The sequence below is a fragment of the Rhizobium indigoferae genome (assembly GCF_034554815.1).
In the GTDB taxonomy this organism is placed as follows: Bacteria; Pseudomonadota; Alphaproteobacteria; order Rhizobiales; family Rhizobiaceae; genus Rhizobium; species Rhizobium leguminosarum.
Genome location: NZ_CP140635.1, coordinates 182685 through 207837, shown reverse-complemented (window position 1 = coordinate 207837; position 25153 = coordinate 182685). Strand labels below are relative to the sequence as shown.

Genomic DNA, 25153 nt, shown 5'->3' with positions numbered 1-25153 from the left:
GCCAGGGTATCCATCCCTGGTCGCACAAGAGAGCAGCCTGGGAAGTTCGCATTCGACTAAAAACCGGTTTTTAACATTTACGAGTTAGTAATCTCTCGGAAACGAGAGGTTTTGTCATGCGTACTCGTATCGTTCTGACGGCCATGGGTCTCGCGCTGCTTGCCGGCTGCGCGACGGCGCCGAAGCAGACGAGGAACATCTGTGCCGTCTTCGACGAGCGCGACGGGCTTTTCTCCAGCTGGCAGAGTGCCGCCGAGCGGACGGAGAAGAAATACGGCGTGCCCGTACCGATCCTGATGGCGACGATGTATACCGAATCCGGCTTCCAGCCCTATGCGCGGCCGCCGCGCACCAAACTGTTCGGCTTCATTCCCTGGACCCGGCCTTCGACGGCCTACGGCTATTCGCAGGCGCTCGACGGTACCTGGGATCACTATCAGTCGCAGACCGGGAACTGGACCGCGCGGCGGGCGAACTTCGCTGACGCGATCGATTTCATCGGCTGGTATCACTACCAGAACAGCGTGGAGACCGGCATTCCGCTGAACGATGCCTATAATCTCTATCTCGCCTATTACTCCGGGCCGACTGGATACAAACGCGGCGACTGGCGCTCGAACGGGCAGCTGCAGCAGACGGCGCAGAAGTTTGCGCGGATGGCCGGGACGTATCAGCGGCAGTTGCAGGAGTGCGATTGAGGATAGTTTGAGGGCGTGCCATGTCCGCCCCCCTCTGCCCTCAAATAACAGGCGCTATCCCCACAAATTGCCGTATCTGACAGAATAAATCCGGTCCTTGCCGAGCAGATGCGCGATCAGCGACCCCCGGTCGAAAAGACCGTGCATCGCCTTGTGGCGAAGGTCGAGACCGCCGCTCATGACGCCGAAGGCCGGCATCAGCAGGCGGGCGCCGTCGGTGGCAAAGCAGGGGCGGCGGACGGATTTCTCGCGGCGGCGGACGGTCGCCGACGGATGCAGGTGGCCGGCGATCTCACCACTCTGCAAGCCGTTCTTCGGCTCGTGCCGAAAGGTCAGGCCGGCATAATGCATCTCGTCAGCGGATGTGCCCGGCAGATCGACGATGCCATCCGGATCATGGTTGCCATTGATCCAAATCCATTCGCGGCCGCGGGCCATATTGACGATCAGCGTGCGGAAATTCTCCGGCAAATGCTTCGAACCGATGCGGTCGTGGAAATTATCGCCGAGCGAGATGACGAGCTTCGGATCATAACGCGAGATGACGGCGGCAAGGACGGTCAGCGTCGCCAGCGTATCGTAAGGCGGCAGCATCATGCCGCGGCGGGCGAAGGCTGCGCCCTTTTCCAGGTGCAGGTCGGAAACGACGAGCAGGCCGGCATCGGGCAGATAGAGGGCGCCGAGCGGATCACAGACCGCGGCAATGCCATGGACCGATGTCTCGATGCCCGGCATGGCGGCCAGTCCTGATATGTCGCGCGCCAGCGCCAAGCGGTTCATCACGGTCGTCATTCCTAAATCGTCGTCAGGCCTAAATCGTCGGGCCCTAATTCTCATCAGGCCCAATTCTCGTCAAGCGAGCGCTTCGGCGATCAGATCGTCCGCCGCTTCGGCGAGCAGCGCGTCATGGGCCTCGCCCGGCACTGCCTCGCGTCCGATTTCCAGCATCACCGGCACGGCGAGCGGGGAAATATGATCGAGAGCCCGGTGGGTGATGTGGCCCCTGATTCGTCTCAGCATATCGCCAAGACGGCCAATATCCAAAAGTCCCGTCGCCGCATCCTGCCGCGTCGCCTGCAAGAGGATGTGATCCGGCTCGTGGCTGCGCAGCACGTCGTAGATCAGATCGGCGGAGACGGTGATCTGGCGGCCGCTCTTTTCCTTGCCCGGATGACGGCGCTCGATCAAGCCGGCAATCACGGCGCAATTGCGGAAGGTGCGCTTCAACAGGAAGGATTCGTCCAGCCAGGCTTCGAGGTCGTCGCCGAGCATGTCTTCGTCGAAGAGGTCGGAGAGGCTGAGCCGGCCATTGCGGATCATCAGCCCCATATCCTCGAGGCCCCAGATGGCAAGCGAATAATCGGTGGCGACGAAACCGAGCGGCTTGGCGCCTATCCGCTCCAGCCGGCGGGTCAGCAGCATGCCGAGCGTCTGGTGGGCGAGACGGCCTTCGAAGGGATAGGCGACCATATAGCCGCGGCTGCCTCGCGGGAAGGTTTCGATCAGGAACTCGTCGCGCTTCGGCAGCATCGACTTGTCGTTCTGCAGCGACAGCCAGTCGCGCACCTGATCCGGCAGGTGGCGCCAGCGATCGGGATCGGCGATCATCGCCCGCACCTGCTCGGCGAGATAGGTCGACAGCGGAAACTTGCCGCCATTATAGGAGGGGATCTTCGGATCGAGCGAGAAGGCCTGCGACGCCAGGCATTCGTTCTCGCGAATACCCTCGAAGCGCAGCACCTTGCCGGAAAAGACGAAGGTATCGCCCGGCGACAATTGCTCGAGGAAATATTCCTCGACCTTCCCCAACGTAGCGCCGCCGCGGCCGATCCTGCCGCCCTCGCCGCGCTTGACCATGCGGATATTCAGCATCGGGCTTTCGACGATGGTGCCGAGGTTGAGGCGGTATTGCTGGGCGACTGCAGGATTGGAGACGCGCCAACGGCCCTCCTTGGTCTTGCGGATGCGGGCGTAACGCTCGTAGGTCCTCAGCGCATAACCGCCGGTGGCGACGAAATCGACGATGCGCTCGAAGGTCTCCCAGCTCAGATCGGCATAGGGCGAGGCGCTGGTGACCTCATCGTAGAGTTCCAGCATGTCGAAAGGTTCGGCGCAGGCCATGCCGAGCACATGCTGGGCGAGCACGTCGAGCGCGCCGCGACCGACAGGCGGGGTATCCTGCGCGCCGATATAATTGGCGTCGAGGGCGGCCTGGCACTCCATGACCTCGAAGCGGTTGGCGGGCACAAGGATCGCCTTCGAAGGCTCGTCCATGCGGTGGTTGGCACGACCGATGCGCTGGGCAAGACGTGAGGCACCCTTCGGCGCGCCGACATGAATGACGAGATCGACATCGCCCCAGTCGATGCCGAGATCGAGGGTGGAGGTGGCAACGACGGCGCGCAGCCGGTTTTCGGCCATCGCCGCCTCGACCTTGCGGCGCTGGGCGACGTCGAGCGAGCCATGGTGGAGGGCGATCGGCAGGTTGTCGTCATTGATCGTCCAGAGCGCCTGGAACAGCATTTCGGCCTGGCTGCGGGTGTTGACGAAAAGCAGCGTCGTGCGGTGTTCAACCAGTTGCCGGTAAACATCGGGAATGGCGTATCGGGCGGAATGGCCGGACCAGGGAATGCGCTCTTCGGTCGACAGAATCGAGATATCGGGCTTGGCGCCGCCTTCGACGACGACGAGGCCTGCATGATGCTCGCTCCCCTCTTCCTGTCCGACCAGCCATTTCTGCAGATCCATGGGTTCGGCGACAGTGGCCGACAGACCGATGGTCTTGAAGCCGGGGGCAAGGCGGCGCAGGCGGGCAAGGCCGAGCGAAAGCATATGGCCGCGCTTGGAGGTGACCAGCGAATGCAGCTCGTCGAGGACGATATATTTCAGGTCCTTGAAGAAGCGCTCGGCCTCGCGGTTCGCCAACAGCAGGGCGACCTGTTCCGGCGTGGTCAGCAGAATATCCGGCGGGTTGAGCTTCTGGCGCTGGCGCTTGGCGTTCGGCGTGTCGCCGGTGCGGTTTTCTATCGTGACCGGCAGGCCCATCTCCTCGACCGGCTTCATCAGGTTGCGCTCGATATCGATGGCAAGCGCCTTCAGTGGCGAGACATAGAGCGTATGGATGCCGGTGAAGGCGGAGCCGGGCGGGATCCGGCCGCGACGGGTGAGATCGGTGAGCGAGGGCAGGAAACCGGCGAGCGTCTTGCCGGCGCCGGTCGGCGCAATCAGCAGCGTGCTTTCGCCGGCCTCGGCGCGGGCGAGCAGTTCCAACTGATGGGCGCGCGGGCACCAGCCCTTTTCCGCAAACCAGCGGGTAAAGGCGGCAGGAAGCAGGGCACGGGCTTCGGAATCGATCTGGTCCACGCCCTGAAACTAGTGAAACGCCGGGGAAAGAGAAGAGCGGCCAAAGCATGTCGCGCAAAAGTGTGCCGCGGTTTTGCGATAACGACATGCGTAAAAACAAAGACCTAAAGTGCGATGAGCGAATCTGAAAGATCGCGACGCGCTTTAGCAATTCACATGGCGATATAGCGATCCTTGCGGTGGTTGATGGCGATCGTCAGGTTGAGAACGATCGCACCGAGCACCGAGCAGGCGATGATGAAGGGGCTTGCGACGAAGAAGGAGAGCGCCAGGATGACGCCGTCGAAGCCGAGCTGGACGAAGCCGGCGCGCCAGCCGAAGCGATCCTGGATATAGAGGGCGAGAATGCCGATGCCGCCGAGGCTGGCGCGGTGGCGGAAGAGCGCCAGCATACCGGCGCCGATGACGAGGCCGCCGAAGAGCGCACCAGCGATAGGATCGACATGCGCCATGCTGATGAAGCCCGGGACGAATTCCGACAGAACCGAGGTGAGCGCGATGGCGGCGAAGGTCTTGATGGTGAAGGCGGCGCCCAAGCGGCGGAAGGCGAGATAATAGAAGGGCAGGTTCACGACGAAGAAGCAGAGGCCGAAACCCAGGCCGGTCGCATAATGGGCGAGGAAGGCAAGGCCCGCCGTGCCACCGGCAAGCAGCCCCGCGCCGGAGAGAAGCGATACGCCGAGCACGGCGAGCATGCTGCCGGCGACAATGCCCTGGGCGTCGTCCAGCAGCGAGTGACGATCGGCGCTGGAATTCAGAAGGCCTGCAAAAGCGTTGGATGCCATGTTGTTCCCCTGTCGGCTTTGCCGTCTTCTATCCGGGGTCAGGATAAAGGCAAGTGGCAAGCATCGAGGACACCGCTTGACAGCCAGAATAATCGTGGATATTTTTTATCCACGAATTGAGGAGGCCAGGTGCATGAAGATGGGCGATGGGGTCGAGCAGGCCATTCACAGCGTTGCGATGCTTTCCGGCCTTTCCGAAGGCGGTGTGCTTTCGGCGGCCGCGCTGGCGGAATTCCACGGCGTTTCGACAAGCTATCTGCTGAAGCATCTGCAGGCGCTGTCTGGCGCCGGCATCCTCGATACGGTTCCGGGGCCGAAGGGCGGATATCGGCTGGCGAAGGCGCCGAAGGAGATTTCGTTGCTCGACATCGTGCTCGCGGTCGAGGGGTCTGCCCCGGCGTTCCGCTGCGCCGAAATCCGCCAACGCGGGCCGAACCCGGTCTCCGATCGCTTGTTCGCCCAGCCCTGCACCATCAACGCGGCGATGCTTCGGGCCGAACGGGTCTATCGAACCGAACTCGCCAAGACGAGCCTCGCCGATATCGGCATTGAACTCACCGCCGTCGACGACGGATCGATCGCAGCTAGAGGATGCGCCTTCCTTGAAATCCACGAACGCAAGACGGCTCGTTGAGCCACCAACAAAGGAGAAAGATCATGCAACCACGTTTCAATTTCGCCAAAGCCGCCCCCGATGCCTACAAGGCGGTCGCCGCGCTCGAGCAATATGTCCAGTCCTCCGGGCTGGAGCGTCGCTTCATCCACCTGATCAAGCTGCGCGCTTCGCAGATCAATGGCTGTGCCTATTGCGTCGACATGCATGTGAAGGAAGCCCGCCACGATGGGCTCAGCGAACAATGGATCAACCTGATGTGCGTCTGGCGGGAATCGCCGGTCTATGACGCCCGCGAACGGGCGCTGCTCGGCTGGGTGGATTCGGTCACCAATATCGCCAAGACAGGCGCGCCCGATGCCGACTACGAGACGCTGAAGGGGCATTTTTCCGAGGAAGAGATGACGAAGATTACGGTGGCGATCGGCGCCATCAACATCTGGAACCGGCTTGCCGTCGGCTTCCGCTCGCAGCATCCGCTCGATGCGGCAACGAAGGCAGCCTGAGATATCTTCTGAGAGGGAAAGCATCCTTGCAACCGACCCGAAAATCTCGGGTCGGTCGAATATCGGATCATTCGTGATCCCGAGTGGCCCGTACGGCAACGGCGTCAAACCGATTGCCCGGGAGGTCGATGCTGTTGAATATGTCTCGGACGACTTTCGCAATTTCTTCTGCGGAAGCGCCCTTGGCGTATTCTTCCTGCATACGGCGTCTGACAAGTTTTTCCAAATCTGACATAGTTCACCTCATCAAATCCGGCGCGAGATGAGTTTCGCGCCAAGACCGATCACAGGCAAGTTACGTTTTATTTAGAATGGCTTACCGATTGGTAATGTTAGAGCATGTCGCGCAAAAGTGTGCGGCGGTTTTGCGATAACGACATGCGTAAAGCTAAAGCGCGATGTAGCGATCAGCGCGGTGATTGATGGCAACGAAGAGGTTGAGGACGACGGCGCCGAGCACGGAATAGAAGACGACAGGCGGCGTGGTGACGAAGAAGGCGGCGGCGAGCACGCACATGTCGATGGCGAGCTGGACGAGGCCGGCTCGGATGCCGAAACGTTCCTGCAGGTAGATGCCGAGAATGCCGACACCGCCGAGGCTGGCGCGGTGGCGATAGAGCGCCAGCAGGCCGAAGCCGAGCAGCAGGCCGCCGAGAAGGGCCGCCCAGGCCGGATGGATGCTCGAAATGGACAGAAAGCGCGACTGCACGTCGGCAATCACCGAGGTCAGGCCGATGGCGATGAAGGTCTTGACGGTGAAGGCCATGCCGAGGCGCTTCCACGAGAGATAGAAGAACGGCAGGTTGAGCAGGAAGAAGGCAAGGCCGAAATTGACGCCGAAGGCATAATGCAGGAGGAAGGCCACGCCGGCGGTGCTGCCGGTGAGAAGGCCGGCGCTGGCGAGCACATAGAGGCCGAGAGCGGCAACCAGGCTGCCGGAGAATATGCCCTGCACGTCTTCGATCGGGGTGTGGCGCGTCGCAGTCGTATTCCAGAAGCCAAGGGCATTGATGAGCTGTGTCATGTCGCCAGTCTCCACGGCAGACGATTTTAAAAAACGCGCTGGGAGAGACCCGGGCGCAACGGAATTTTGCATAATGAAAGAAGCCGGAGCGCCTCGGCGATAATTGCCGGGCATCTCTGCAGATGCGGCACAGTATCGGGTTTTTCGGTCTTCCGATCAAGCGAAATAGGTAAGCAATGCTGACCTATTAAAAAATCGCAAGAAATGTTCGCTCACTCTGGTTTGCGCGTAAGGAACAGAATGCCGGACACGGGTTTTCCGCCATCTTTGCGAATGACCGACTTGACGGTCGCAAGGATTTGCAAGCCGTGACGGGCAAGAAGCATCCTGACATAGTTTTCCGAGTGGGCGTAACGCAGCGACGGAGCGAGATGAAAGCCGTCGCCGTCCCCTGCATCCTCGACGGAAAAGGCGATATCGGCGCCTGATGCAGCGAGTTCTCCGACGATGGCAAAGACGCTCTCGAGATTGCCGAGATACATCAGCACATCGGCTGCCGTCACCAGATCGGCGCGATGGCGCGGGGCATCCGCAAAGACGCCGGAGAGCTCGGGCGCGAGCGAGAGATCGGCCTGGGCGAGACTGTCATAGACCCGTTTCTCGGCAGCCTTCACGAGCATATTCTGCGAGAGGTCGAAGCCTTCAAGGCGGTCGACATTGGCGCGGATCTCCGGGCCGAGCAGACCGGTGCCGCAGCCGAGATCGACGGCGTGTTCGTAGCGCCTGCCGGTGGAGGCGACGAGCGCTGCGAGCTTCTGCGGGACGTTGTAGTCGAGCTTGTCGACAAGGGCTGATTCGAACCGATCGGCATAGTCGTCGAAGAGGCGCTCGACATAGCGGCTCGGCGGGCGGTCGGGCGTGGCCGCGTAGCCGAGAAGGGCAAGCTTGAGGGCGGCACCGAACATGTCGTCGGGATCGAGGGCAAGCGTCTTGCGATAGGCCTCGATCGCGGCTTCGCCCCTGCCCGCCTTTTCCAGATAGGTGGCGAGGCGATACCAGCCGGCGGCCCAGGCGGGCACGAGTTCGAGGGCCTGTTCCATCAGCTCAGCGGCCGCTTCCGGCTCGCCGCCTTCTTCAAGCATCCTGGCATAATCGGCGCGGCGGTCGGCGATAACGTCGCCTGAGGAAAGCTGGTGGGGCTGCATCAATGGACCTAATTGGTTGGCCCGCATTTGGCGGCGGCCACAAAAAAACTCAAGTCCTATTTCAGAGGCGAAGCGGCCAATTCCGGAAAGGGCTTGCGGGCGGCACGCCGCGACCTTATTCCAAGGGCAAACAGGAGATGGCTTATGTCCGATCAGGCGAACAGGTTCCTCGGCGATTCAATCGGCCGTACATTGATAAAGCTTGTCGTGGTGTCGCTGATCGTCGGTTTCGTCATGACCGTCTTCGGCCTGACGCCGTGGAGCATCATCGATGGCGTCCGCGACTTCGTCCTGGAAATCTGGCATCGGGGCTTCTCGGCCCTCGGGCGCGTCGGCGACTATCTCATCCTCGGCGCGACGATCGTCATCCCGCTCTTCGTCATCCTTCGTCTTTTCAGCTACCGCCGGTAACATGACATCCATCGATCTTTCCAGGCGTGGTCTGCTGCGCCTTTCCGGACTTGCACTCGCCGCCGGCATCGCCGGTTGCACCACGACCCCGCGGATGGCCGGCACGCCTTCCGACGGCGAGGACGAGACGGCGAGCGTGCTGCCGCTCGTCAACCAGCTGCGGGCGAAGCACGGCCTGCCGCCGCTTGCCGCCGATCCGGCGGCGAGCACTGCCGCCCTGTTCCAGGCGAAACGCATGGCGAGCGCCGGCAAGATGGCACATCTGATGGGGATGACCGACAGTTTCGGCGCGCGCGTCAAGGCGAGCGGCGTGCGGCTACCGGCGGCCGAAAACATCGCCTCCGGCCAGCAGAGCGTCGATGCCGTGGTGACGGCCTGGATCAACTCGCCGCACCACCTGGAAAACATGCTGGGACGTTATGACGGCCTTGGCGTCGCCGTCGCCCATAATACATCTTCCAGGAACCTGCCCTATTGGGCCATGGTGCTTTCCAGCTGAGGTGATTCCGCCTGCAGCAGTTCAAGTGATGCAGCGTCTTTTGCGCGTCTAACGACGCTTGGCGCTGCCGCGACGAGGCCGGCATGGATACACGCAGCAATCACAACGCGCTTGCTTTTGACGTGACGCACCGGCTGGTGCTGGCGATCGCCATTCCGATGACGCTCGGCTTCATGACGACGCCGCTGCTCGGGCTGACGAACACCGCCGTGGTCGGCCGTATGGGCAATGCGGAAGCGCTGGCCGGGCTGGCGATCGGCGCCATGCTCTTCGATCTGATCCTCGGCAGCTTCAACTTCCTGCGCGCCTCGACCACAGGCCTGACGGCGCAGGCCTATGGCCGGCGGGATCAGCACGAGCAGCAGGCGGTCTTCGCAAGGGCGATGATTTCGGCGCTCGGCTGCGGACTGGCGCTGCTCTGTCTTTCGCCGCTGCTGATGGCGGCGGGGTTGAGGCTGATGGGGGCGGAAGGAGCGATCGCCGAGGCAACCGGCACCTATTTCTCGATCCGCATGCTGGCAGCACCCGCAGCGCTGGCGAATTACGCCATCCTCGGCTTCGTGCTCGGGCGCGGACAGGGCAATATCGGACTGCTGCTGCAGGCGATCATCAACGGCATCAACATCCTGCTTTCCATCTATCTCGGCCTGACGCTCGATTGGGGCGTGGCGGGGGTCGCCTGGGGAACGATGGCCGGCGAAACCGTCGGCGCGCTCGCCGGGCTAGCCATCGTGCTGCGCGGCTTCGGCAAGGCAGCGCGGCCGGCATGGTCCGAGGTCTTTTCCCGGCACCGGCTGGCCGAGCTTTTCGCGCTCAATCGCGACATCCTGATCCGCACCTTCGTGCTGATCGGCGCCTTCGCCATCATGACGCGGATCGGCACCAGCTTCGGCGCGGTGACGCTTGCCGCCAATGCCGTGGTGATGAATTTCTTCCTACTGTCCGGCTATTATCTCGACGGGCTTGCCAATGCCGCCGAACAGATCATCGGCCGAGCAATCGGCGCACATTACCGGCCGGCCTTCGACCGCGGGCTGAAGCTGACGACCTTGTGGTCCTTCGGACTGGCGGCGATCGGCTCCGCCTTCTTCTTCCTCGCCGGCCCCTGGCTGATCTCGGTGCTGACGACCTCCCCCGAGGTACGGCAGGCGGCCGAAGCCTATCTGCCCTGGGCGGCGGTGACCGGACTGACCGGCGCGCTCGCCTTCCTGATGGACGGGGTCTTCATCGGCGCCACGTGGTCGGCCGACATGCGCAACCGGATGCTGATATCTTTTGCCGGCTATCTCTTAATGCTCGCGGTCTTCGTGCCGCTCTTCGGCAATCACGGCCTGTGGCTTGGTATGAACGCCTTCCTGCTCTTCCGCGGCATCTTCCTGGCGACGCTCGTCAAGTCGCGGGCCGATCAGACCTTCCGCGCCGCCCAATAATCCAGCCGGGTATCGCGCAAGTCGCGGATCGAGGCGGCCTTTTCGCGGTCCAGCAGTTTCGAGAGGCCGCGGACGATATCACCGGCCAAGCCGGGGCCTTCATAGACCATGCAGGAATAGAGCTGGACCAGATCGGCACCCGCCCTGATCTTCTCCAGCGCGGTCTCGGCCGACGAGACGCCGCCGACGCCAATGATCGGCAGATCAAGGCCGACGCGCTTGCGCATCCTGGCGAGCACCGCCGTCGACTTTTCGAATAGCGGCACGCCGGAAAGGCCGCCCGCCTCCTTCGCCTGCCGCTGATCCTTGAGGCCATCGCGCGACAGCGTGGTGTTGGAGACGATCAGACCGTCAAGCGCATGCGAGAGCACTTCCGCGGCGATATCGTCCATGCCTTCCTCGGTCAGATCAGGCGCGATCTTCAGAAAGACCGGGATCTTCCGGCCGGATGTCGCTGTCATCTCATCGCGCGCCGCAAGCACTGATGACAGCAGTACTGCAAGGCTTTCGCGCCCCTGCAGGTCGCGCAGGCCGGGGGTGTTCGGCGAGGAGATGTTGGCGGTGAAATAGCGCGCGACGGAATAAAAGCGGCGGATGCCGGCGACATAATCGGCGATGCGGTCCTCGCTGTCCTTGTTGGCGCCGATATTGACGCCGATCATGCCACCGCCCCTTAGCGCGGCGAGGCGCTCGAAAGCGGCATCATGGCCTTCATTGTTGAAGCCGAGACGGTTGATGACGCCTTCATCCTCCACCAGGCGGAAGATGCGCGGGCGCGGATTGCCGGATTGCGGCTTCGGCGTCACCGTGCCGATCTCGGTGAAGCCGAAGCCGAGCTTCAGCAGCGCCTCCGGCACCTCGGCATTCTTGTCGTAGCCTGCGGCCATGCCGAGCGGATTTTCGAAGGTAAGGCCGGCAACGGTCTGGCGCAGGCGCGGATCGGGCGTGAGCTGGCAGGCGGGCACGAGGCCGGATTTCAAGGCAGCGATCGACATGCCGTGCGCCGTTTCCGGATCGAACAGGAAGAGACCCTTGCGGGCGAGACGCTTGAAGGGATCGATCATGGCTGCAGCTCCGGGAAAATATGGGCGCCGGCTTCGTCGAGCGGCAGCGGCGCCTCCCAGAGCACGGCCGCAAGCGGCAGGTCGGCGTAGAGATGTGGGAAGAGATCGCCGCCGCGCGAGGGCTCAAAGACCAGCTTGTCGCCAAAGCCGCGGCCATCGACGGCAATCAGCAGCAGGCCGGACTGGCCGGCAAAGTGCAGGCCAGCGGTCTGCTTCACCTGGTCCGCCGTCGAGAAATGGATGAAGCCATCTTGGAGATCGATGCCGGCGCCATGAAAAATGCCGGTTTGTCTGGCTTGCTGCCAGAGCGTTTCCGTCACGATCTTGTAAAGGGTCGGTGTCAGGGTCATCATGGCCTCACGATGGGCTGTTCCTTGGTCACGAGGGCTTTGCCGGAAAGAGGCGGCGATGTCCACGCCCCGGCGCGAAAAACGAGGGCACCCACAGGTAATATCCGGAGGATGAGACGATGAAGGTTTTGATTCTGACGCTTGGCGTTTTTCTCATGCCGTTGGCGGCCGCGGCGGCCGAAGCCGATGCCGGCCGCTTCCAGCTGGAGAAGAGCGGCGATCATTTCGTCCGGCTCGACCGGCAGACCGGGGCCATGTCGATCTGCCAGGACAAGGACGGCGCCCTCGTCTGCCGGATGGCAGCCGATGAGCGGGCGGCCTATGAGGACGAACTCGACCGGCTGGCAAAGCGGGTGACGGCACTCGAACAGGGCAATGTCGCCCAGCGCGCGCTGCCGAGCGATGCCGAGGTCGACCGTTCGATCAGCATCATGGAGCGGATGATGAAGAGTTTCATGGGGATGGTGAAGGAGTTCCAGGCTGAGGAAAACACCAATCCCCTTCCGCAGAAGACCTGATCTGATATAGTCATGTCAGCAAGCCGGCATGCAACGCGGAGGGATGGCGTCGCATGCAAGGCATGATCGGGCTCTTGGGAGGGAGTTTTCGATGCACGAACAGACTATCATCATTGCGGACGATCATCCGCTTTTCCGCGACGCGCTGCGCCAGGCAGTGATTGGCATGGAAGGCCGGCAATCGATCGTCGAGGCCGGCGATTTTGCTGCCGCGCGCCGGGCGGCCGGCGCCCATGCGGATGCCGACCTGATGCTGCTCGACCTCGCCATGCCCGGGGTCAGCGGCTTTTCCGGCCTGATGGCATTGCGCTCCGAATTCGCCAGCCTGCCGATCGTCATTGTCTCGGCAACCGATGACGCGACGACGATCCGCCGGGCGCTGGAACTCGGCGCTTCCGGCTTCATTTCGAAATCCTCCGGCATCGAGGACATCCGCCGCAGCATCCAGACGGTGCTTGCCGGCGACATCGCCACGCCTGAAAGCTATCGCGACGGCCAGGAGCAGGATCCCGATGTCGCCGACCTGATCCACCGCCTGCATACGCTGACGCCGCAGCAGAGCCGGGTGCTGACCATGCTTGGCGAGGGGCTGCTGAACAAGCAGATCGCCTACGAACTCGGCGTCTCCGAGGCGACGATCAAGGCACATGTCTCGGCGATCCTGTTGAAACTCGATGTCGACAGCCGGACGCAGGCGGTCATCCAGCTCGGCAAGATCAACATGGCGATGGTCGCCTGAGCGCAATATGCGATAACAGGATTTTATTCCTCTTCTATCTTTACTCAGGCGGCGCGGTCGGTTAATATTCCGCCGGGTTGGAGCGCGGCGTTGAATGAGCCGCGACGGAATCGCGCATGCTGTCACACGACCAGATCTGGGAAGCGCTCGACAGGCTTGCCGAACGGCACGAGCTGACGCCATCCGGACTTGCGCGCCGCGCCGGCCTCGACCCGACCTCCTTCAACAAATCGAAACGGCTTTCCGCCGATGGGCGGCTGCGCTGGCCCTCGACGGAATCGATCGCCAAGGTGCTCGACGCCACAGGGGCGAGCATGGAGCAGTTTATGGCCTTCATGCGGCCGGATGCCGGCTCGGAACAGCAGGAAGGCGCATTTCCTCAGCGAGGCGGCTCCATTCCGCTGCTCGGCTTCGCGCAGGCGGGCGCCGGCGGCTTCTTCGACGATGGCGGCTTTCCGGCCGGCCAGGGCTGGGACGTGGTGGAATTTCCGGCGGCCCCGGCACAGAAATCAGGCGTCTATGCGCTGGAGGTGCAGGGCGAGAGCATGATGCCGCTCTACCGCGACGGCGATGTGTTGATCGTCGAGCCGGGGGCGCAGGTGCGCCGCAACGACCGCGTCGTCGTGCGCACAAACGAGGGCGAGGTGATGGCCAAGGTGCTGCTGCGCCATAGCCCGCGATCGATCGAGCTGATGTCGCTCAATCCCGAACATCCCAACCGCATCCTCGAGCTTTCCGACGTCGCCTGGATCGCCCGCATCATCTGGGCCAGCCAATAGGAAGATATTCCATGCGCCCTGCCGCCTTCATTACAGGTATCACGGGGATGGTAGTGGTGGTCGGCCTGCTGATGGCGGGCGAAGCAAGGCTTGGCGGCGGCACGGCCGGCGAAGAGACGGCGTCCGCAGAGGAGACGGAAACCGCACCGGCGAATGCTGCCCCGGACGCCGGCAAGCCCGCGACGATGTCGGACGACCGTGCCGAAATGATTGCTCGCTCGGTCGAACCGGCGGCCCCACCCGCTCCAGACCTGGGCGACGGGGTGACATCCAAACCGGCCGATCTGCCGCAACAAGCGGAGACGGCAGCCGGGAAAACGGGAGGTCCGACGACGAAAAGGGCGATGGAGCTGGCGCGGCCGGCCGTCGACAATGCCGGCATCCTTTCCTTTGGCGAGCGCAGGCTTCAGCTTGCCGGCATCGTGCCGACCCCGGTCGACAGGATTTGCGGGCCGGCGGACCGGCAATGGCCCTGCGGCATGATGGCGAAGACGGCGTTGCGCCTGCTGTTGCGCAACCGCAGCGTCACCTGCGACCTCGACAGTGCGGAATGGAAGGAAACGGCGACGACTACCTGCCGGCTCGGCACACAGGATCTCGGCTCATGGCTTGCCGAAAACGGCTGGGCGGAAACAACGGCGGGTTCGCCGCTTGCGGAGATCGCTGAGACAGCCAGGCAGGCCAGAAAAGGCATTTACGGCGACGATCCGCGCCGCAAATGAACCGGCAGCCTTGGCAAGCGATCGGACAGCCCGGATCGGGCCGATCCCTTGTAATGGCTGTCGCCAATTCCTAATCTGGGCTGATCGAAAAAGGAATCAGAGATGAATAAGCCGCTTTCCGCCCATGATGCGCTGATCTACGTGATGGTGATGGCATCCGCCGTCGACAGCACGATGAACGACAGGGAACTGGAGAGGATCGGCCAACTGATCGGATTCCTGCCTGTTTTCCGGGATTTCGATGACGACAAGCTGATTGCGGTGGCGCGCGACTGCGCCTCGCTGCTCGCCGGGCCGGAGGGCCTCGACGTCGTGCTCGAAACCGTGCGCGACACCCTGCCCGCAAAACTTTACGACACGGCCTATGCGCTGGCCGTCGAGGTGGCATCCGCCGATCTCTCGGTCAAGGCCGAGGAATTGCGGCTGCTCAGCCTGCTGCGCGACCGGCTCGGCCTCGACAAGCTCACCTGCGCGGCAATCGAGCGCAGTGCGATTGCCCGGTTCCGCAAGGGCTAAAGGCTAAAGCGCGTCTCGCGTCTTTTAGCGGCTTCAATAGAGCCCGTAGGGAAAGTAGCGCAGATAGATTTCCTGGAGGCGGCCGTTGCGCGATAGCGTGGCGAGCGCGTGGTCGATGGCGGATGTCAGCACACTGTCCTTCTGCCGCAGCATGATCGTCATGCCCTCGCCGAGAAATTGCTCGGAGAGATAGGGGCCGTCGAACAGCGCGCAGCATTTTGCCGAGGCCGGCGAAGAAACCCAGAAGGAAAGCTGCAGCGCATCGGCAAAGGCGGCATCGACCTTGCGATCCTTGAGCGCCGCCAGCAGGGCGTCCTTTGTGTCAAATGGCTCGGCCTTGATCGCCGGGAAAAAGGCTGCCAGCATCGCCTCGTGCACCGTCCCCCTGACCACACCGACCGGATGTTTCGACAGGGCGGCAGCGGTCTTTCCGTCTAGCGGCACGGCGAGATTGCGCACGAAGCGCGCCGGCAGCATCAGATAAGGTCTGGAAAAGACGAATTGCCGGCGCAACTCCGGGGTCACGGCAAAACCGGCGATGACGGCATCGCCCTGCGAGGCAGCGAGCGCGTCCCTGAGGTCGGCGAAGGGGAGTGCCTGGATCTGGCACTTGTCTGAAATCTCCAACTCGCTGCAAATTTCGCGGGCGAGGTCGACATTGAAGCCGGAGAGCTTGCCGTTCTGATCGGTGAAATTGAAGGGCGGGAAATCGACCGATGTCAGGAAGCGCAAGCGCACCAGCGAGGAGAGATCGGGCCTCGCAAGACGTTCGCGTGCATCGAAGAGCAGCGGCAGCGAGGGGGACGCCTGCTGGGCGGATGCGGCAAAACTCGAAAGAAGCACGCCCAGAAACAGGCCGAACGCGAGAAAACCCTTCAGAGTCAGGGATGCCAGCTTGGATTGCATCATCGTGATCTTGGTCTCTGGGTTAAGCGCGAAGCATTGCGGCGTCGGCGAGATGTATCAGAGTCATGCGTGGTGGGGAATATGCGTGGAGGTGAGCCGGATCGTGGCGAGGGCACGTCCCCTCACCACGTTTGTTACGCGGAGAGGGTTAGGGTGTGGGCAGCCATCGGCGTGGACCGACAGCCGTGGCAACGCACCCGAGACGACAATTCAGCCCCTAAAAATCACAGTCATCCGCCGCCTTCTGTTAGCGCGGAATTAAAGAATATCGCCTTTTATTTGTCGCGACGACATCGGACCCCGCCAGCCGATCGCATGATGCAAGCGTCAGCCCAAACGTAATCCCTAAACCGCAATATTGAAGCAGCGTTTTTCTGCAACAATTGATTTCAAAAGCACCGGGCGCGCGACACGCCCCGTCAATCGGGTGACATTTCCATGCTGAAACATCTGAAAATACGCACAAAAATCATATCGGTCGTGGCGCTGCTCGGGCTGATCACCATGGCCGGGCTGATCTATGTCATCTCCGAATTCCGCCGCGCGGATGCGGCCTACAGCGCCTTCATCGATCATGAAGCGCAGGCCTCGATGCTGAGCGCGCGCGCCAGCGCATCGGCGGTGGCCTCGGTGCTGCAGGTCACCTTGCTTGCCGACATGAAGCCCGATACGCCGGCATTCCAGACGGCGCTCGCCACACCGAGCAAGCTGCCGCAGGCGCGTGACCGCATGAAGCAGGCACTGGCGCTGGTGCCGAGCCGCAAACCGGCGATCGATGAAATCCAGGCCGGAATCGATGAGATCGAAACCCTGGCGAACAAGATCACCGAACAGAGCAAAGCCAAGGACAGCGCCGGCGCGCTTTCGAATGTTGCCCTGATCAACGCCAAGCTCAATGCGCTGACGCCGAAGATGATCGCCAACAATGATGCGATGATGACGATGCTCAACGATGGCGGCGACGCGCTCTCGGCTTCCGTCAACGGGCGGATCGTCTTCTGTTTCGTGCTGATCGGCATCGCGGTTCTCGCCGCCGTCGGCTTCAGCGTTTTCGTCGCGCAGATAGGCATCGCCGGCCCGATGGCACAGCTGCGCCAGCGCATGACGCGGCTTGCCGAGGGTGACACAACAAGCGATGTCAGCGGCCTCGACCGCGGCGACGAAGTCGGACAGATGGCAAAGGCCGTTTTGGTCTTCCGTGACAATGCGATCGAGCGGGCCCAAATCCAGGCACGCGCCGAAGCCGACCGCAACGTCAGCGACAGCGAGCGCCGCGAACGCGAAGCGTTGAAAGTCCGCGAAGCATCCGAACTGGAACGCGCCGTCGCCGCACTCGGCGACGGCCTGCGCCGCCTTGCCGCCGGCGATCTCGCCTCGCATATCGACGAGCCCTTCGTCGCGCATCTCGATGCGCTGCGCGAGGATTTCAACAACTCGATCGAGAAACTCAACGAAACCCTGCATACGGTCGGCGCCAATGCCCGGGCGATCGGCGCCGGCGCCAATGAAATCCGCTCTTCCGCAGACCAGCTTTCGCAGCGGACCGAACAGCAATCTGCCTCCGTCGAAGAAACGGCAGCGGCGCTGGAGCAGATCACGACGACGGTGCGCGACGCCGCCAAGCGGACCGAGGAAGCGAGCCAGCTCGTCGCCCGCACCCGCCTCGGCGCCGAGAAATCGGGCGAGATCGTCCGCAAGGCGGTCTCCGCCATGCAGCAGATCGAGAAGTCCTCGGGCGAAATCTCCAACATCATCGGCGTCATCGACGACATCGCCTTCCAGACCAATCTTTTGGCTCTGAATGCCGGCGTCGAAGCGGCGCGTGCCGGTGAAGCCGGCAAGGGTTTTGCCGTCGTCGCCCAGGAAGTGCGCGAGCTCGCCCAGCGCTCGGCCAAGGCGGCCAAGGAGATCAAGGCGCTGATCAGCACCTCCGGCACACATGTGCAGACCGGCGTCTCGCTGGTCGGCGAAACCGGCAAGGCGCTCGACGCGATCGTCACCGAGGTGCAGGAGATCAACCAGCACGTCCACGCGATCGCCGAAGCCTCCCGCGAACAGTCGATCGGCCTGCAGGAGATCAACACGGCCGTCAATTCCATGGACCAGGGCACGCAGCAGAATGCGGCGATGGTCGAGGAATCCACTGCCGCCAGCCACAACCTCGCCACCGAAGCGGCGGCGCTCAACAATCTGCTTGGCCAATTCAGGCTGACCGGCACCGGAGGCTTCACCGCCAGCGCGCCTATCGCCACAGCAGCACCACGCGCGCCCGCCCGCCCGGCAGCAAGGGCAGCCCCGATCCGCGTCGCTAGGGAAGGTACCGCCCGCCCGGCCGCCTCGCCGGCCCGCGCGCTCGGCCAGAAGATCGCCAACGCCTTCGGCGCCGGCGGCAGCACGTCGCCGAGCCAGGATCCCGACTGGACGGAATTCTGAGCCGGTCAAAACAGGCATTGGCAAGGGCGGCTGCGGCCGCCCTTGCTATTTGGGGACCTAACCCTGCCGCCAGCCGATCTCGACCAGGATGTTTCCGGGCGCCGTGCAATAAAACAGCCAGCCGCCGCGCATGCCGGCCGGCGGGCCGGACAGCGCAGCACCGGCAGCCGCAAGCCCGGCATGGACCGCATCGACATCCGCCCTTTCGGGCAAAATGAAGCCGATGTGATAGGTCTGGCGCCCGATCTCCACCTGATCGGCGGTGCCGAACTTGGCGATGGCGTGGCTGAGGACAATTTCGAGGCCGGCATCGTCTTCCAGGATCGCGAGGCCGTACTGGCCGCGCATATCCTTAAGTCTCAGGCCGAAATGACGGATGAAGAAATCCGCCGTGGCAGCAATATCGGGAACGTGGAAATCGAGATGGTTCAGGCGCATGACAGTCTCCGTTCGAAAAAAATCCCGGGACTGCCTTTTTGCCGTCTCCGCACGCCGCCGGGATCCCGCATCTTCATGCGGATCACGTCGCGGGTTCTCGTGCCATGGCACGGAGCAGAGCTTCCCCAGAGCGCTTAACACTCCAACGGAAGGGACCGGGCTTACCTCAACCGATCCTGCCTTTTTCGACGGTGCCGATCTAGCAGACGGCACCGGTTTCGGCAATGGATGCGTCGGTGCACCACTGGTGGAACGGGATTGTCACCCTAATATCAAGAGGTGGAGGTGGCGTCCGGCCGCTCGATCACGACGTCCCCGGCGACGCTTCCCGAAGGGTTGAAGAGCGGCATGGGCATTCGTGTCGTGAACTCTCTCCGGCAAGGCGTAGAGTGATACTATTCACGGCATTGGGAGGGATGGACATGAAACCTGCAATCATCGGCCTCATCGGCACGCTCGTTCTCGCCGGATGCAGCACCGTCACCTATGGCGGCCCCGGCCTCGAACCCATACCGGGAAGCATCACCTATAGTGGCCAACCGCGCACCAAGCTCACCAAATCACCGGTTGGTTCCGCCTTTCCGCATGATTTCATTGACCAGTACGGCCAGCAGGTGGAGGAAACCTACATCATCCAGCCCGACAGAAGCCTGATGATCGCGCATCGTCGGTACAAGCCGATCCGGTTTTTCGGGGATTAGGCGCATCAGGTATAGTTTGCGGGAGCTGGAGCGGGTGAAGGGAATCGAACCCTCGTATTCAGCTTGGGAAGCTGCTGCTCTACCATTGAGCTACACCCGCGTTGATGCGAGATTTCCAACAGATGGGGGCCGCTGTCAAGTCGCGGCCCCGGGAAGGTCAGATGCGGAAGTGCTTCGAGAGCTTGAGGCCCTGGGCCTGGTAGTTCGAGCCGAGACCCGAGCCATAGAGGCTTGCGGGCTTTTCCTGCATGTGCTCGTAGACGAGGCGGCCGACGATCTGGCCGTCTTCGAGGATGAAGGGCACCTCGTGGCTGCGCACTTCGAGCACGGCGCGGCTGCCGCGGCCGCCGGCCGGAGCATGGCCGAAGCCCGGATCGAAGAAGCCGGCATAATGGACGCGGAATTCGCCGACCAGCGGATCGAAGGGGGTCATCTCGGCTGCATAATCCGGCGGCACGTGCACGGCCTCGCGCGAGACGAGGATATAGAACTCGTCCGGATCGAGGATCAGCTCGTTGCGGCCGCGGCTATAGAGCGGTTCCCAGAAATCATAGATGTCGTGCTGGGCCTTCTTGTCGACATCGACGACGGCGGTGTGATGTTTGCCGCGATAGCCGATCAGGCCTTCCTTGTCTCCGGCGAGGTCGATCGACAGCGCGATGCCGCCGCCGGAAACGTTGGGCAGCTTGCTGGCGACCAGCGTCTCGCTTTCATGCAGCTTCAATAGTTCCGGCTCGCCGAGCAGGGCCTGGCCGACGCGAAAACGGATCTGCGACAGGCGCGAGCCACGGCGCACGACGATCGGGAAGGTGCGCGGGCTGATTTCGAGATAGAGCGGGCCGGAATAGCCTGATGGAATCTTGTCGAACTCCTGAGCGTAATCGGTGATGACGCGGGTGAAGATATCGAGGCGCCCGGTCGAGCTCTTCGGATTGGCCGAGGCCGACATGTCGGCCGGCAGCGCTAAGCTCTCCATCAGCGGCACGATGTAGACGCAGCCAGTTTCGAGCACCGCCCCCTCGGAGAGGTCGATCACATGCAGGCTCAGCCGGTCGAGCTTGTCGGACACCAGATGCGAGGGGCCGGGCATGAAGCTGGCGCGCACGCGGAACGCCTTGGCGCCCAAGCGCAGGTCGAGGCTTGCCGGCTGGATCTGGTCGCGGTCCAGCTCCCGTTCGGAGATCAGACGCTCCGTTTCGAACAGCGCGGAGATCGCGCGATCCGCCAGAATTCCCGTTTCACGAGCCATCATGCCTCATCCATCATTTGCCGCCGACAAAACCAAACTCGGGGAATTGACGCAAGCAGCTAACAGCAGTATTGCAGAATTATCCCGTGGTGATTTGGCCGGTCGGCTTGCAGCCACGTTAAACAAGTGGCTAAAAAGACCGGGTTGAAACCGGTCTGCTTTTGCGACCGGTTTTTTTGTTATGTGAAGGTGATGGCATGAGCAAGACCTGGCGCCCGGCAACCCAACTCGTCCACGGTGGCACGCTGCGTTCGCAATATGGCGAGACGTCCGAGGCAATCTATCTCACGCAAGGCTTCGTCTACGAGACGTCGGAGGCGGCCGAAGCCCGCTTCAAGGGCGAGACGGAGGGCTTCATTTACGCCCGCTACGGCAGCCCGACCAACGACATGTTCGAAAAGCGCATGTGCATGCTCGAAGGCGCCGAAGACGCCCGCGCCACCGCTTCCGGCATGGCCGCCGTCACCGCGGCGATCCTCTGCCAGCTGAAATCAGGCGATCATATCGTCGCTGCACGTGCCCTGTTCGGTTCCTGCCGCTGGGTCGTCGAGACGCTGGCGCCGAAATACGGCATCGACTGCACGCTGATCGACGGCCGGGATCTTGCGAACTGGGAAAAGGCGATCACGGAGAAGACCAAGGTGTTCTTCCTGGAAAGCCCAACCAACCCGACGCTCGAGGTGATCGATATCGCAGGCGTCGCCAAGCTCGCCAATCAGATCGGCGCCAAGGTCGTCGTCGACAACGTCTTTGCGACACCGCTCTTCCAGAAGCCGCTGGAGCTCGGCGCCCATATCGTCGTCTATTCCGCCACCAAACATATTGACGGCCAGGGCCGCTGCCTCGGCGGCGTCGTGCTCTCCGACAAAGAATGGATCGACGAGAACCTGCACGACTATTTCCGCCATACCGGCCCGGCCATGTCGCCGTTCAACGCCTGGACTTTGCTGAAGGGCATCGAGACGCTGCCGCTGCGCGTGCGCCAGCAGACCGAGAATGCGGCGAAGATCGCCGATTTCCTGGCCGAGCAAGGCAAGGTCGCCAAGGTGATCTATCCCGGCCGCAAGGACCATCCGCAGGCCGATATCATCGCCAAGCAGATGACCGGCGGCTCGACGCTGGTCGCCTTCGAGCTGAAGGGCGGCAAGGATGCGGCCTTCGCGCTGCAGAACGCGCTTGAGATCGTCAAAATCTCCAACAATCTCGGCGACAGCAAGAGCCTGATCACCCATCCGGCGACGACGACGCACAAGAACCTGACGGAAGAGGCGCGCGCCGAACTCGGCATCTCGCCTGGTACGGTCCGCCTTTCGGCCGGCATCGAGGATACCGACGACCTGATCGAGGATTTCGCGCGGGCGCTTGCCAAGGTTTCGGCCTGATCTAGCAGAAAGGCGGCCGGACCTCATTTGGGGGTTCGGCCGTGCCGGACCTCACAAGGTGAGGCCGGGGGAACAAGATTGCCCGCCGCGGCGTTCCGAAACGGAATTAACACTGACAATTAGGCTTAACGATCGAAAACCCTTCGGATCACAGCCGTTTCAGCGATGATAATTGTTCCGTTTCTTGACGGACAGGGCCTCTTATAAGATACGGGTAACATATCTTGACTAAGGTGCAAGGCATGTATCGCGCCCTCACAAGAGACATCGAAGTTGTAGTCGAACCGTTCTATCTGGAGGAGCAATCCGATCCGGACGACGATCGTTATGTCTGGGGTTACCGGATTGTTATCAGCAACAATTCCGGCATCGCCGTTCGCCTGGTCAACCGTTACTGGAACATCACCGACCAGAACGGACAGGTGGACGAGGTCACCGGTCCCGGCGTCGTCGGCGAGCAGCCGCGGCTCAGCCCCGGCGACACCTACGAATACTCCTCCGGCTGCCCGCTCGACACGCCCTCCGGGCTGATGTTCGGCCATTACCAGATGGAAACGGATGAAGGCGAGATGTTCGATGTCGACATCCCCGCCTTCTCGCTGGATTCCCCCGGGCTGCTGCGCGTGCTCAACTGACGTGTGACGCCATAGGCCGTACACCTCTGCCCAAGAGATCGCCGACACTGGCCCCTCATCCGGCTGCCGCCACCTTCTCCCCGTAAACGGGGCGAAGGGACCATGCCGCGACCTCTCCGTTCCTCACCCAACTCTCGCAGGGCACGTCCCCTCGCCCCGTTTACGGGGAGAGGGTTAGGGTGAGGGGCAGCCGTCAATGCGAACCGAGCCTACTCCGCCGGCTGAAGCTCGGCCGGCTCGAAGCGGTAGGTGGTCGAGCAGAATTCGCAGGTGACGGCGATCTCGCCATCTTCCTGGCTGGCTTCTATCTCCTCGGCCGAAAAGCCCTTCAGCACGCCTTTGATCTTGTCGCGCGAGCAGCTGCAGCGGTCGAAGACGGCGCGCGGTTCATAGACGCGCACGCCGCGCTCGTGGAACAGGCGAAACAGCAGCCGTTCGGTACCGACAAGCGGGTCGGTGAGTTCATCGGCGTCGATGGTCTCGACTAGCGAACGGGCTTCGACCCAGGCATCGTCCTCGCCATGCGGGCGGTTGCCGGTGTCGCCGTCGCCGCCGTGGAGATCCGGCTGGCGCATGCGCTCCGGCGCTTCCGGCAGGAACTGGGCGACGAGGCCGCCTGCCCGCCAGCGATGGCGCGGCTTGCCCGCATCGTCACGATCGAAGAGTTCAGCGGCGGCAAGGCGGACGCGCGTCGGGATCTGCTCCGACTGGCGGAAATAGACGCCGGCAATTTCTTCCAGCGTGGTACCGTCGAGCGCGACGATGCCCTGGTAAGGCTGGCTGAACTTGCCCTGGTCGATGGTGAAGGCGAGCACGCCCTTGCCAAGCAGTTGCTCCGGCTCGGTTTCACCAGACTCGATGGCCTTATTGAGCAGCGCCTGATCGAAACGGGCATAGGCGCGGACATTTTCCGGCGTCGAGAAATCGGCGACGAGGAGATCGACCGGGCCATCGCCCTTGGTCTGCACCGTGAACTTGCCGTCGAACTTCAGCGAGGTGCCGAGCAGCACCGTCAGCACGACGACTTCGGCAAGCAGCCGGGCAACAGGTGCGGGATAATGATGGCGCTCGAGGATCGCATCGAGCATCGGGCCGAGCTGGACGGCGCGACCGCGCACATCCAGCCCCTCCACCTGGAAGGGGACGACATGGTCATCGCCGGCGAAATCAAACTGGCCGAGGGCGGCTGCAGCTTCTGCCATGGCTTTCACTCCTAGTTTTCAGAGCGATGGGCCAGCGTGCCCTTCGCTCACGCGGTCGCGAGTTTGTGACTCGCGACGTCCGATTATGGTTCAGATCGCGCCCAGGCACCAAGCAAGAATCGACTTCTGCGCATGAAGACGGTTTTCCGCCTCATCGAAGACCACGGATTGCGGACCGTCGATCACTTCGTCCGTCACTTCCTCACCGCGATGGGCGGGCAGGCAATGCATGAACAATGCATCATTGCCGGCTTTGGCCATCAAGGCCGCGTTGACCTGATAAGGCTGGAAGACATTGTGACCCCGGGCCCGATGTTCCTGATTCATGGAGACCCAGGTATCGGTCACCACGCAATCGACGCCGGCGACCGCACGGTCGGCATCATGGCAGAGCATGATTTCGGCGCCCTCATTGCGGGCCCAGTTCAGATAGTGATCCTTGGGCTCGGAGCCAAGGGGTACGGCCATGTTCATGCGGTAGCCGAAACGCGCGGCACCCTCGACCAGCGAATGCAGCACATTGTTGCCGTCGCCGGTCCAGGCGATGGTCTTGCCCTTGATCGGGCCGCGGTGCTCTTCGAAGGTCATGATGTCGGCCATGATCTGGCAAGGATGGGTGTCATCCGTCAGCGCATTGATCACAGGCACGGTCGCATGCTCGGCAAGCTCGACCAGCCGCGAATGCTCGGTGGTGCGGATCATGATCGCATCGACATAGCGCGACAGCACCTTGGCGGTGTCGCCGATCGTCTCGGCGCGGCCGAGCTGCATCTCGGTGCCGGACAGGAACAGCGTTTCGCCGCCGAGCTGGCGCATGCCGACGTCGAAGGAGACGCGGGTGCGCGTCGACGGCTTCTCGAAGATCATCGCCAGCATCTTGCCGGCGAGCGGCTTGTCGCCCTTGCCGGCCTTGAAGGCCTGCTTGCGGGCGAGCGCATCGTTCATGATGGTTCTGAGATCGGCTGATGTGACCGCCGAAAGATCGAGGAAATGTTTAGGGCTCATATCGTCTTCTTACCTGTGCTGCGCCCGAAGGCGGCAATCT

The 25153-nt window shown here is 62.6% G+C and carries 27 protein-coding genes, 1 tRNA gene and 1 riboswitch; of the genes, 15 read left to right on the top strand and 13 right to left on the bottom strand.

Going from position 1 to position 25153, the window contains the following annotated elements; genetic code table 11:
* Positions 1-116: 116 nt before the first annotated feature.
* Positions 117-698, top strand: a complete 582-nt coding sequence (locus U5G49_RS01090) for a transglycosylase SLT domain-containing protein (RefSeq protein WP_018447621.1) — start codon at positions 117-119, stop codon at positions 696-698.
* A gap of 54 nt (positions 699-752) precedes the next feature.
* On the opposite strand, the gene pdeM is transcribed toward U5G49_RS01090, so the two are convergent.
* The 3 genes from pdeM to U5G49_RS01075 all read right to left on the bottom strand — a co-directional run bounded on the left by pdeM (position 753) and on the right by U5G49_RS01075 (position 4846).
* Complete coding sequence (gene pdeM, locus U5G49_RS01085) at positions 753-1478, bottom strand: ligase-associated DNA damage response endonuclease PdeM (RefSeq protein WP_032998281.1); 726 nt, start codon at positions 1476-1478, stop codon at positions 753-755.
* Positions 1479-1550: 72 nt separating this feature from the next.
* Positions 1551-4061: a ligase-associated DNA damage response DEXH box helicase gene (locus tag U5G49_RS01080; RefSeq protein WP_193446758.1), complete on the bottom strand. Its 2511-nt coding sequence runs from the start codon at positions 4059-4061 to the stop codon at positions 1551-1553.
* A gap of 152 nt (positions 4062-4213) precedes the next feature.
* A complete protein-coding gene (locus U5G49_RS01075; protein ID WP_193446757.1) occupies positions 4214-4846 on the bottom strand; it encodes a YitT family protein in 633 nt (210 codons plus the stop codon).
* A gap of 133 nt (positions 4847-4979) precedes the next feature.
* On the opposite strand from U5G49_RS01075, the gene U5G49_RS01070 reads away from it, so the two are divergent.
* Together U5G49_RS01070 and U5G49_RS01065 are read left to right on the top strand one after the other, a co-directional pair.
* Positions 4980-5480, top strand: coding sequence for an RrF2 family transcriptional regulator (locus U5G49_RS01070; protein WP_193446756.1), 501 nt, complete (start codon positions 4980-4982; stop codon positions 5478-5480).
* Positions 5481-5503: 23 nt separating this feature from the next.
* Positions 5504-5965, top strand: a complete 462-nt coding sequence (locus U5G49_RS01065) for a carboxymuconolactone decarboxylase family protein (protein ID WP_026188611.1) — start codon at positions 5504-5506, stop codon at positions 5963-5965.
* Between the two features lie 388 nt (positions 5966-6353).
* Here U5G49_RS01065 and U5G49_RS01060 read toward each other — a convergent pair whose 3' ends face one another.
* Positions 6354-6989: a YitT family protein gene (locus U5G49_RS01060; protein ID WP_020493417.1), complete on the bottom strand. Its 636-nt coding sequence runs from the start codon at positions 6987-6989 to the stop codon at positions 6354-6356.
* Positions 6990-7201: 212 nt separating this feature from the next.
* Positions 7202-8134 (bottom strand): class I SAM-dependent DNA methyltransferase, encoded by a 933-nt coding sequence (locus U5G49_RS01055; RefSeq protein ID WP_193446755.1) that lies wholly within the window; start codon positions 8132-8134, stop codon positions 7202-7204.
* A 144-nt stretch (positions 8135-8278) separates the two neighbouring features.
* On the opposite strand from U5G49_RS01055, the gene U5G49_RS01050 reads away from it, so the two are divergent.
* The 3 genes from U5G49_RS01050 (at position 8279) to U5G49_RS01040 (ending at position 10474) form a co-directional block, all read left to right on the top strand.
* On the top strand, positions 8279-8545 hold the full coding sequence (locus tag U5G49_RS01050; protein WP_028731556.1) for a DUF6460 domain-containing protein: 267 nt from the start codon (positions 8279-8281) through the stop codon (positions 8543-8545).
* 1 nt (position 8546) lies between these two features.
* Positions 8547-9044 (top strand): CAP domain-containing protein, encoded by a 498-nt coding sequence (locus U5G49_RS01045; protein ID WP_018244663.1) that lies wholly within the window; start codon positions 8547-8549, stop codon positions 9042-9044.
* An 83-nt stretch (positions 9045-9127) separates the two neighbouring features.
* Positions 9128-10474 (top strand): MATE family efflux transporter, encoded by a 1347-nt coding sequence (locus tag U5G49_RS01040; RefSeq protein WP_193446754.1) that lies wholly within the window; start codon positions 9128-9130, stop codon positions 10472-10474.
* Here the strand turns inward: U5G49_RS01040 and U5G49_RS01035 are convergent.
* Both U5G49_RS01035 and U5G49_RS01030 read right to left on the bottom strand, forming a co-directional pair.
* Positions 10450-11538, bottom strand: coding sequence for a quinone-dependent dihydroorotate dehydrogenase (locus U5G49_RS01035; protein ID WP_193446753.1), 1089 nt, complete (start codon positions 11536-11538; stop codon positions 10450-10452). The genes U5G49_RS01040 and U5G49_RS01035 overlap by 25 nt on opposite strands.
* Positions 11535-11888 (bottom strand): DUF952 domain-containing protein, encoded by a 354-nt coding sequence (locus tag U5G49_RS01030; protein WP_193446822.1) that lies wholly within the window; start codon positions 11886-11888, stop codon positions 11535-11537. The genes U5G49_RS01035 and U5G49_RS01030 overlap by 4 nt, the downstream gene beginning before the upstream one ends.
* A 119-nt stretch (positions 11889-12007) precedes the next feature.
* Between U5G49_RS01030 and U5G49_RS01025 the strand changes: the two genes are divergently transcribed.
* The 5 genes from U5G49_RS01025 to U5G49_RS01005 all read left to right on the top strand — a co-directional run bounded on the left by U5G49_RS01025 (position 12008) and on the right by U5G49_RS01005 (position 15162).
* Entirely contained in the window at positions 12008-12406 is a 399-nt protein-coding gene (locus U5G49_RS01025) for a hypothetical protein (RefSeq protein ID WP_026230870.1), read from the top strand.
* Between the two features lie 91 nt (positions 12407-12497).
* Positions 12498-13145, top strand: a complete 648-nt coding sequence (locus U5G49_RS01020) for a response regulator (protein WP_193446752.1) — start codon at positions 12498-12500, stop codon at positions 13143-13145.
* A 116-nt stretch (positions 13146-13261) separates the two neighbouring features.
* Positions 13262-13924: a S24 family peptidase gene (locus U5G49_RS01015; RefSeq protein ID WP_193446751.1), complete on the top strand. Its 663-nt coding sequence runs from the start codon at positions 13262-13264 to the stop codon at positions 13922-13924.
* 11 nt (positions 13925-13935) lie between these two features.
* Positions 13936-14646, top strand: a complete 711-nt coding sequence (locus tag U5G49_RS01010; protein WP_193446750.1) for a thermonuclease family protein — start codon at positions 13936-13938, stop codon at positions 14644-14646.
* Between the two features lie 102 nt (positions 14647-14748).
* Positions 14749-15162, top strand: a complete 414-nt coding sequence (locus tag U5G49_RS01005) for a tellurite resistance TerB family protein (RefSeq protein WP_018072434.1) — start codon at positions 14749-14751, stop codon at positions 15160-15162.
* Positions 15163-15195: 33 nt separating this feature from the next.
* Here the strand turns inward: U5G49_RS01005 and U5G49_RS01000 are convergent, their stop codons facing one another.
* Positions 15196-16071 carry a transporter substrate-binding domain-containing protein gene (locus U5G49_RS01000; RefSeq protein ID WP_130728804.1) on the bottom strand — a complete coding sequence of 292 codons (876 nt, stop codon included), beginning with the start codon at positions 16069-16071 and terminating at the stop codon, positions 15196-15198.
* Positions 16072-16506: 435 nt separating this feature from the next.
* Here U5G49_RS01000 and U5G49_RS00995 point away from each other — a divergent pair, with 435 nt between their 5' ends.
* Positions 16507-18501 (top strand): methyl-accepting chemotaxis protein, encoded by a 1995-nt coding sequence (locus U5G49_RS00995; protein ID WP_193446749.1) that lies wholly within the window; start codon positions 16507-16509, stop codon positions 18499-18501.
* A gap of 57 nt (positions 18502-18558) precedes the next feature.
* Here U5G49_RS00995 and U5G49_RS00990 read toward each other — a convergent pair whose 3' ends face one another.
* Positions 18559-18939, bottom strand: coding sequence for a VOC family protein (locus U5G49_RS00990; RefSeq protein ID WP_193446748.1), 381 nt, complete (start codon positions 18937-18939; stop codon positions 18559-18561).
* 422 nt (positions 18940-19361) lie between these two features.
* Here U5G49_RS00990 and U5G49_RS00985 point away from each other — a divergent pair, with 422 nt between their 5' ends.
* A complete protein-coding gene (locus tag U5G49_RS00985) occupies positions 19362-19640 on the top strand; it encodes a hypothetical protein (RefSeq protein WP_018244653.1) in 279 nt (92 codons plus the stop codon).
* Positions 19641-19666: 26 nt separating this feature from the next.
* On the opposite strand, the gene U5G49_RS00980 is transcribed toward U5G49_RS00985, so the two are convergent.
* Positions 19667-19740, bottom strand: a tRNA-Gly gene (locus U5G49_RS00980).
* Positions 19741-19797: 57 nt separating this feature from the next.
* A complete protein-coding gene (locus tag U5G49_RS00975) occupies positions 19798-20892 on the bottom strand; it encodes a 2'-deoxycytidine 5'-triphosphate deaminase (RefSeq protein ID WP_026230871.1) in 1095 nt (364 codons plus the stop codon).
* A gap of 73 nt (positions 20893-20965) precedes the next feature.
* Positions 20966-21044, top strand: a riboswitch (SAM riboswitch).
* A gap of 42 nt (positions 21045-21086) precedes the next feature.
* On the opposite strand from U5G49_RS00975, the gene U5G49_RS00970 reads away from it, so the two are divergent.
* Both U5G49_RS00970 and apaG read left to right on the top strand, forming a co-directional pair.
* Positions 21087-22271, top strand: a complete 1185-nt coding sequence (locus U5G49_RS00970; protein ID WP_193446747.1) for an O-succinylhomoserine sulfhydrylase — start codon at positions 21087-21089, stop codon at positions 22269-22271.
* 242 nt (positions 22272-22513) lie between these two features.
* Positions 22514-22906, top strand: a complete 393-nt coding sequence (gene apaG, locus U5G49_RS00965) for a Co2+/Mg2+ efflux protein ApaG (protein WP_003556205.1) — start codon at positions 22514-22516, stop codon at positions 22904-22906.
* A gap of 209 nt (positions 22907-23115) precedes the next feature.
* On the opposite strand, the gene U5G49_RS00960 is transcribed toward apaG, so the two are convergent.
* Together U5G49_RS00960 and argF are read right to left on the bottom strand one after the other, a co-directional pair.
* Positions 23116-24108: an Hsp33 family molecular chaperone gene (locus tag U5G49_RS00960; RefSeq protein ID WP_130813261.1), complete on the bottom strand. Its 993-nt coding sequence runs from the start codon at positions 24106-24108 to the stop codon at positions 23116-23118.
* Between the two features lie 90 nt (positions 24109-24198).
* On the bottom strand, positions 24199-25113 hold the full coding sequence (gene argF / locus U5G49_RS00955; protein ID WP_018244648.1) for an ornithine carbamoyltransferase: 915 nt from the start codon (positions 25111-25113) through the stop codon (positions 24199-24201).
* Between the last annotated feature and the right edge of the window lie 40 nt (positions 25114-25153).